This is a genomic window from Amycolatopsis sp. NPDC043887, assembly GCF_056435665.1.
In genome coordinates this window covers 97,741-104,334 of record NZ_JBWKEB010000024.1, presented here as the reverse complement: position 1 = coordinate 104,334, position 6,594 = coordinate 97,741, and the positions used below count along the sequence as shown (strand labels likewise).

Genomic DNA, 6,594 nt, shown 5'->3' with positions numbered 1-6,594 from the left:
GGATGTCGAAACCGACGCTCCACCCGCGGCAACAACGGCTCGATCCGTTCCCACAGACCGTCGTCGACCTCCCACGGACGCCGCTGCCCCACCCAACCCACCTCTCACCGAAGATCAACGAGACACGGCATCAAACCACACCCCAAGGTCATTCTGTTAGGACCCCTTAGGCATTCAGAGGACGAAACGCGCGGGGCGGGTCAGCCGGTCACCTGGTAGCCCGACGTCCGGTTCCGCCCGGTGTTCTTCGCCTCATAGAGTGCCCGGTCCGCGACGGCGAGCACCGCGTCGAGGTCGGTCACGCCCGGCCGGTCGGCGAGGCCGATCGACACGGTGACGTGCTCGGGCAGGTCACCGGCACGCGAAGCCACGCTCGACCGGATCCGTTCCGCGATCGCGTGGGCGTGGACGGCGGGGGTGCCGGGCAGCAGGACGACGAACTCCTCACCGCCGAACCGCCCGACCAGATCCGTGCCGCGCACCTCGGTGCGCAGCGTTTCCGCGATCGCCGCCAGATACCGGTCGCCGACCAGATGCCCGTGCCGGTCGTTGATCAGTTTGAACCGGTCGACGTCGACCATCAGCAGGCTGGTGTGCCGCCCCGCGCGCCGCGCGCGGTCGAGTTCGTCGGCCGCCGCTTCGCGCCACGCCTTGGCGTTGAGCAGTCCGGTCTTGGCGTCGCTGCGCGCCTGCCGTTTCAGTTGCCGCAGCAGGACGCCGCGGTGCAGCACCAGCGTGATCCCGACGACCAGCAGCAGCATCACCGGCCAGTCCCGCAAAGCCCACGCGACGATGACGCCGAGCGCGATCGTCGCCGCTTCGAGCGCGTATTCGAACGGCTTCGCCAGCGCGTCGCGCAGCCGCTCGTGCGGTGTGCCGTAGTGCACCGCGATGGTCATGAGCACGGTGTTGACCAGCAGGAAGACCCCGCCCGCCGCGACGATCGACCCGAATGCGGAGACGTCGCGGGGGAGCATGTCGAACGGGGCCGCGTACCGGGAGAGGAAGGCGGCGGCCGCGAACCCCGAGAGCACGGTCGCCGAGGTGGAGAACATCCGCCGGAACAACGGGTTCGGCTGCCCGCGGAACCAGCGGTAGAAGAACGACACGGCGATGACCAGCGCGGCGAGCGCCGGGTGCACCAGCAGCACGGCCGCGAACGTCCACACGCTGTCGAGCGAGATGTGCGGCGTTCCCGCGAACCGTTCCCGCACCCGCTCGACCGGACGCGACAACTCCGTGTACGCCACGGCACTGACGATCAGGATCGCGAAGGGGAGTGCGTCGCCCCGAGTGAACGGGATCCAGAGAAAAGACCAGGCGGATCCGGCGATCGCCGCGACGTCCACCAGGAGGACGAAGCCGATCAAGCCGCGGTTGGGTAGCCGCCACAGCGCCCAATTCGTTAGCGCCACGGAGACGAACGTAATCGGTTGGATACTAGGTGTCACTACGCTGTATGGGTAGGCGGGGGGTGCACCACGCGTGACCGGATCGGGGAAGTGGAGGGGGTGAGCTCCATGCGCGGGCAGAACTGGTGAATACCCCGTTCCGGTCAAAGGGGGTGAAGCGGGGCCACGTGGCGCCAAGCCCGGGTGGCCGGAACAGCCACTACGAGACCGGCGAGTGCGATGACCGAGACCGTCGTCGCGGGTGAACCGAGCACGCCGACGAGCAGGCCGCCGGCGATCAGCCCGATTCCCTGCACGGCGATGAGTCCCGACCCGGCGAGGCCGAACGCCTGGCCTCGTTCGGTGTCGGGGACCAGCCGCATGAACGTGGTGCTCGCGGTGACCTGGTAGGCCGCGCACATCCCGGACAGCATGAGCAGTCCGGCGGCGTAGGGGAGCGAGGGCCGGAACCAGAACGCCGCGAGCGGCACGATCGCGCCGAGCGCCAGCCCGCCGACCATGCGCAACCGGACTTCGGGCCGCACCAGACGGCCCAAGGCGAACACCCCGAGCACGATCCCCGCGGGATGCGCCGCGAGCAGCAGTCCCGCCGTCGCCGCGCCGCCGCCGATCTCCGCGGCGTAGGGCACGGCGAGCCCTTCCGGCACGATCACGAACCCTGCCAGCCACGCCAGCCCGACCAGCGCGCGCAGCCGTCGATCGTGCCAGATCGTCCTGGCACCGGCCGAAAGCCGCCGCAGGGTCGACGTCGCCGGTCCGCTCGCTCCCGAAGCCGCCCGGGCGCGGACGCCCAGCCGCAGGACGATCGCCGAGACACCGAACGTCACCGCGTCCAGTGCCAGCCCGCGGCCCGGCCCGATCGCGGCGATCATCGCGCCGCCCAAGGCGAATCCGGCGAGCTGGCCGACCTGGTTGGTGATCTTCATGAGGGACTGGCCGAGGACGTAGGAATCCCCGCTGAGCACCGACGGCAGGACCGCGGCCTGCGCGGCGGTGAACGGCGCGTTGGCCAGTTGCACCACCACGAGCACGGCGGCGAGCACGGGCAACGGGATGCCGGGGACGGCGAGCACCGCGACCAGGAGCGCGCGGACGACGTCGGAGCAGACCATCACCGCGCGGCGCGGGAACCGGTCGGCCAGACCGCCGAGCAGCGGCCCGCCGATCAGATCGGGCAGATAGGTGAGCGCGTAGGTCAGCGCGGGCCAGGTCGCCGAACCGGTTCGCTCGAACACCAGCACCGACAGGGCGACCCTGGTCACCTGGTCACCGAGGATCGACTGGAGTTCCGCGAACCAGATCGCCCGCAGTTCGCCGACCGCGAGGATCTGCCGGAAGGTCGCCTTGGACTCCACGAGGTGACCACCCCCGCCAGGTCGGGTGAGTCACCGAGCGTACCGCTCCGGACGCGCGTGGTGAAACCGCGAAGCGCGTGAAGGCCCCCTTCCCTCGGCTCAGCCGAGGGAAGGGGGCCTTCACGCGCTAGGAGCTACTCCGTGCCGCAGGTGATCTTCGGCTGCGGGTTGTAGTGCACGTTCCTGGTGTGACGACGGATCTCGCGGCCGGTCGCGGCATCCTTGATGACCCGGGTGTCCGACGTGGTGAAGCCGGGCGCGCCGTTGCTGGGCTTGCAGTTCTCGGCGGGGCCGGGCTTCGTCGGCGGCTCGGACGAGTTGGTGCGGCCGCCGGGGATCGACTCGACGGTGTACTTCTTGGTGCCCCACAGCCGGATCGTGATGTCCGACGGCGTCCAGATGGTCTGGATCGCGACACCGGTGTCCGTGTCGTTGGTGAACTTCAGGTCGATCACGCTGCCGCCGCTGTGGTTCTGGAACACGGTCGCCTCGCGCGCGGCGGGGTAACGGCTGATGTAGTAGCTGTGTTCCTTGTGCTCGGTGTCCTTCATACCGGCGAAGTACGAGGCGTTGTACAGCGTCGTCGCGAACTGCGAGATCCCGCCGCCGACCTCGCGGCCGGGCGCGCCGTCCTTGATGACACCGGCCTCGACGTAGCCCTGCGCCGTGCCGCGCGGCCCGGTGAACCCGTTGAGGCTGAACGTCTCTCCCGGCTTCACGATGGCGCCGTTGACCTTCTGCGCCACGACCCGGATGTTCGTCCCCGAGTCCGGCGCGAACCCGCCGGTCTTGAACTCGCTGACGACCTCCTTGATGCCGAGCTGGTTCGCCTGCTCGGTGGTCACCTTGGCCGGGGTCTTCTTGTAGGTCACGGGCAGCTCGCGGGGAGCGGCGCGCTTGAGCACGTCGAGCACCGGCTTGAGGCTCGGCTCCCAGTCGACGACGTTGGCGTCCTCGGAGGGCTGCACGGTCGGCTTGCCGCCTTCGAAGACGATCTGCGCGTCCTTGCCCTCCTTCTCGGTGGACTTCAGCTGCGGGCCCGCGGCCTCGATGATCTTGTTGTTGTCCACCTTCGGGTTCAGCACGCCGCCGTCGACGGGCTCGAAGGTCAGCGCGGCCGCGATCTGCTCGGGTTTGACGATCGCGTCCTTGCCCTCGCCCTTGACGACCATCGGCGACGCCACGGCGGGCTTCGCGATCTGCTCGAGAGCGGCGTGGACGGCCTCCGGTGAGACCTTGACCGGGGTCTGGGTGACGGCGAGCGTGAGCGGCTCGCCGCCGGCCCAGCGCTCCAGGATGGTCTTCTTGGCGGCTTCGACGTCGAGCTTCTGCCCGGTCTTCGGCTCGACGGCGACCGGTTTGGCCTCCTCGAAGCGCACGGTGCCCTCGACCGGGTCGCGATCGACCTTGTCGCGCAGGTTCTCCAGCGCGGAGGTGAGCTTGGCGTCGTCGGTCTGCGTGACGACACCGACCTCGGTGGTCGAGAAGAACGACGCGATCCGGGTGAACGGGTTCAGCGGCTGGTCACCGGCCTGGTCGAGGGTGGCGGGCCAGTCGAGGCGCAGCCCCGCGTTGTTCGGCGCCAGCGACTCCTCGGCGTCGCCCGCGACGACCTTCACCGGCCTGGTCAGCCGCGGCTCGATGCCGCCGCGGAGCTCCGTCTCGGCCGCCGCGCGGTCCATCCCGCCGACGTCGACCCCGGCGACGGTGACGCCGCGGGGGACGCTGCCCTGGGAGACCAGCACGTCGAGGGCGTACGCGACGACCAGCAGGCCGAACACGCCGCCGCCGATGAAGGCGGCCTTGCGGTAGCTGCGACGGCGCTTCGGTGGCGCGGGCTCCTCCGGCGTGGCAGACTCCGCGAACCCGGGCGTGACGACCGGGAGAATGTCCGTCTGCTCAGCGTGGGACTCGGGCCAGCGCGGTTCCTGCGGCAACTCTCCACCCTCCACGGTCCGGCGTAGCCGGGCGTCGTGATCCAACGTCCGGGCCTTCCACACGTTCCGGACGTAGGTTCAAGATACGGGGCGCGTTTTGTGGTCGTGCAACTCGCCCGGTTGGGTGAGCGGGTCACTCCGTCGGGTGGTCACTGGGCGTCAGGTTCGGGATTTTCACCCACTCTGGCGAGAAAGTCGAAGTCACAGCCCTCGTCGGCCTGCGTGATGTGTTCGGCGTACAACGCGCCGTAACCCCGTTCGTACCGCGGGGCGGGTGTGGTCCACTCCGCCCGGCGACGTTGCAATTCCGCATCATCGACGTCGAGGCTCAGCCGTCGCGAAGGGACGTCCAAAGTGATCCGATCACCGTCGCGGACCAGCGCGAGCGGCCCGCCGACGTGGGATTCCGGCGCGACGTGGAGCACGCACGCGCCGTAACCGGTGCCGCTCATCCTGGCGTCGGAAACGCGGACCATGTCCCGGACGCCCTTGGCCAGCAGGTGATCCGGCAGCGGCAGCATCCCGTATTCGGGCATCCCCGGGCCGCCGAGCGGGCCGGATCCGCGCAGGACGAGGACCGAATCCTCGGTGATGCCGAGCGAGGGGTCGTTGACGCGGTTCTTCAAGTCCTCGTAGTCGTCGAAGACCACCGCGGGTCCGGTGTGGACGAGCAGCCGGGGATCGGCGGCGATGTGCTTGATCACCGCGCCCGACGGCGCCAGATTGCCGCGAAGCACCGCGACCCCTCCCTCGGCGGCGACCGGGTTGTCACGCGTACGGATGACGTCGTCGTCGTGCACCCGCGCCGAAGCCAGGTTTTCGCCGAGAGTCCGGCCTGTGACGGTGACCCGATCGGTGTGCAGCAGGTCGGTCAGCCGGGAGAGCAGGCCGGGAAGCCCGCCGGCGTAGTAGAAGTCCTCCATCAGCCAGTCACCGCCGGGGCGGATGTTCGCCAGCACGGGGACCCGGCGCGCGATCGCGTCGAAATCGTCGACGGACAAGGGGATCCGCGCGCGCCCGGCCATCGCGATCAGATGGATGACGGCGTTGGTCGAGCCGCCGAGCGCCAGCACGGTGGTGATCGCGTCGGCGTACGCGCGCTCGTCGAGGATCTTCGTGACGGTGAGGTCCTCCCACACCATTTCGACGACGCGCGCGCCGCTCGCCGCGGCCATGCGGTGGTGCGCCGAGTCGACGGCGGGGATCGACGTGGCGCCGGGCAAGGTCAGGCCGAGCACCTCCGCGACCGACATCATGGTGGACGCGGTTCCCATCGTCATACAGGTTCCGGGAGAACGGGCCAGCCCACGCTCCAATTCGGACAGTTCCTCGTCGCCGATCAGCCCGGCCCGCTTGTCGTCCCAGTACTTCCACATGTCGGTGCCGCTGCCGAGCACTTCGTTCCGCCAATGCCCGCGCAACATCGGGCCGGCGGGGACGAAGATCGCGGGCAGTCCCGCGCTCGTCGCGCCCATCAGCAACGCCGGTGTCGTCTTGTCGCAGCCGCCCATGAGGACCGCTCCGTCGACGGGGTAGGACCGCAGGATCTCTTCGGTCTCCAGCGAAAGCAGGTTCCGGTAGAGCATGGGTGTCGGCTTCTGGAAGGTCTCCGACAGGGTCGCGACCGGGAACTCCAGCGGGAAGCCGCCCGCCTGCCACACCCCGCGTTTGACCTGTTCCGCCCGCTCTCGCAGATGCATGTGGCAGGGGTTGATGTCGCTCCAGGAGTTGAGGATCGCGATGACGGGTTTCCCGAGGTGCTCCTCCGGGTTGTAGCCGAGTTGCCTGCTCCGGGCCCGGTGGCTGAAACCGCGCAGTTCGTCGCCGCCGAACCAGCGGTGGCTTCGGAGTTCCTCAGGGTTCCTCATGACCGTGAGTATGGCATCTCAT

At 69.4% G+C, this 6,594-nt stretch carries 4 protein-coding genes and 1 pseudogene; all 5 read right to left on the bottom strand.

Features of this window, described 5'->3' with window-relative positions; genetic code table 11:
• Nucleotides 1-92 (bottom strand): annotated as a pseudogene (locus tag AC069H_RS39410) (IS5/IS1182 family transposase); the annotation flags it as partial.
• A 108-nt stretch (nt 93-200) separates the two neighbouring features.
• Complete coding sequence (locus AC069H_RS39405) at nt 201-1,415, bottom strand: GGDEF domain-containing protein (RefSeq protein ID WP_478235709.1); 1,215 nt, start codon at nt 1,413-1,415, stop codon at nt 201-203.
• A gap of 140 nt (nt 1,416-1,555) precedes the next feature.
• Nucleotides 1,556-2,767, bottom strand: a complete 1,212-nt coding sequence (locus tag AC069H_RS39400) for an MFS transporter (protein ID WP_478235708.1) — start codon at nt 2,765-2,767, stop codon at nt 1,556-1,558.
• A 134-nt stretch (nt 2,768-2,901) separates the two neighbouring features.
• A complete protein-coding gene (locus tag AC069H_RS39395) occupies nt 2,902-4,704 on the bottom strand; it encodes a VanW family protein (RefSeq protein ID WP_478235707.1) in 1,803 nt (600 codons plus the stop codon).
• Nucleotides 4,705-4,853: 149 nt separating this feature from the next.
• Nucleotides 4,854-6,572, bottom strand: a complete 1,719-nt coding sequence (gene araD, locus AC069H_RS39390; RefSeq protein ID WP_478226492.1) for an L-arabinonate dehydratase — start codon at nt 6,570-6,572, stop codon at nt 4,854-4,856.
• Nucleotides 6,573-6,594: the final 22 nt, after the last annotated feature.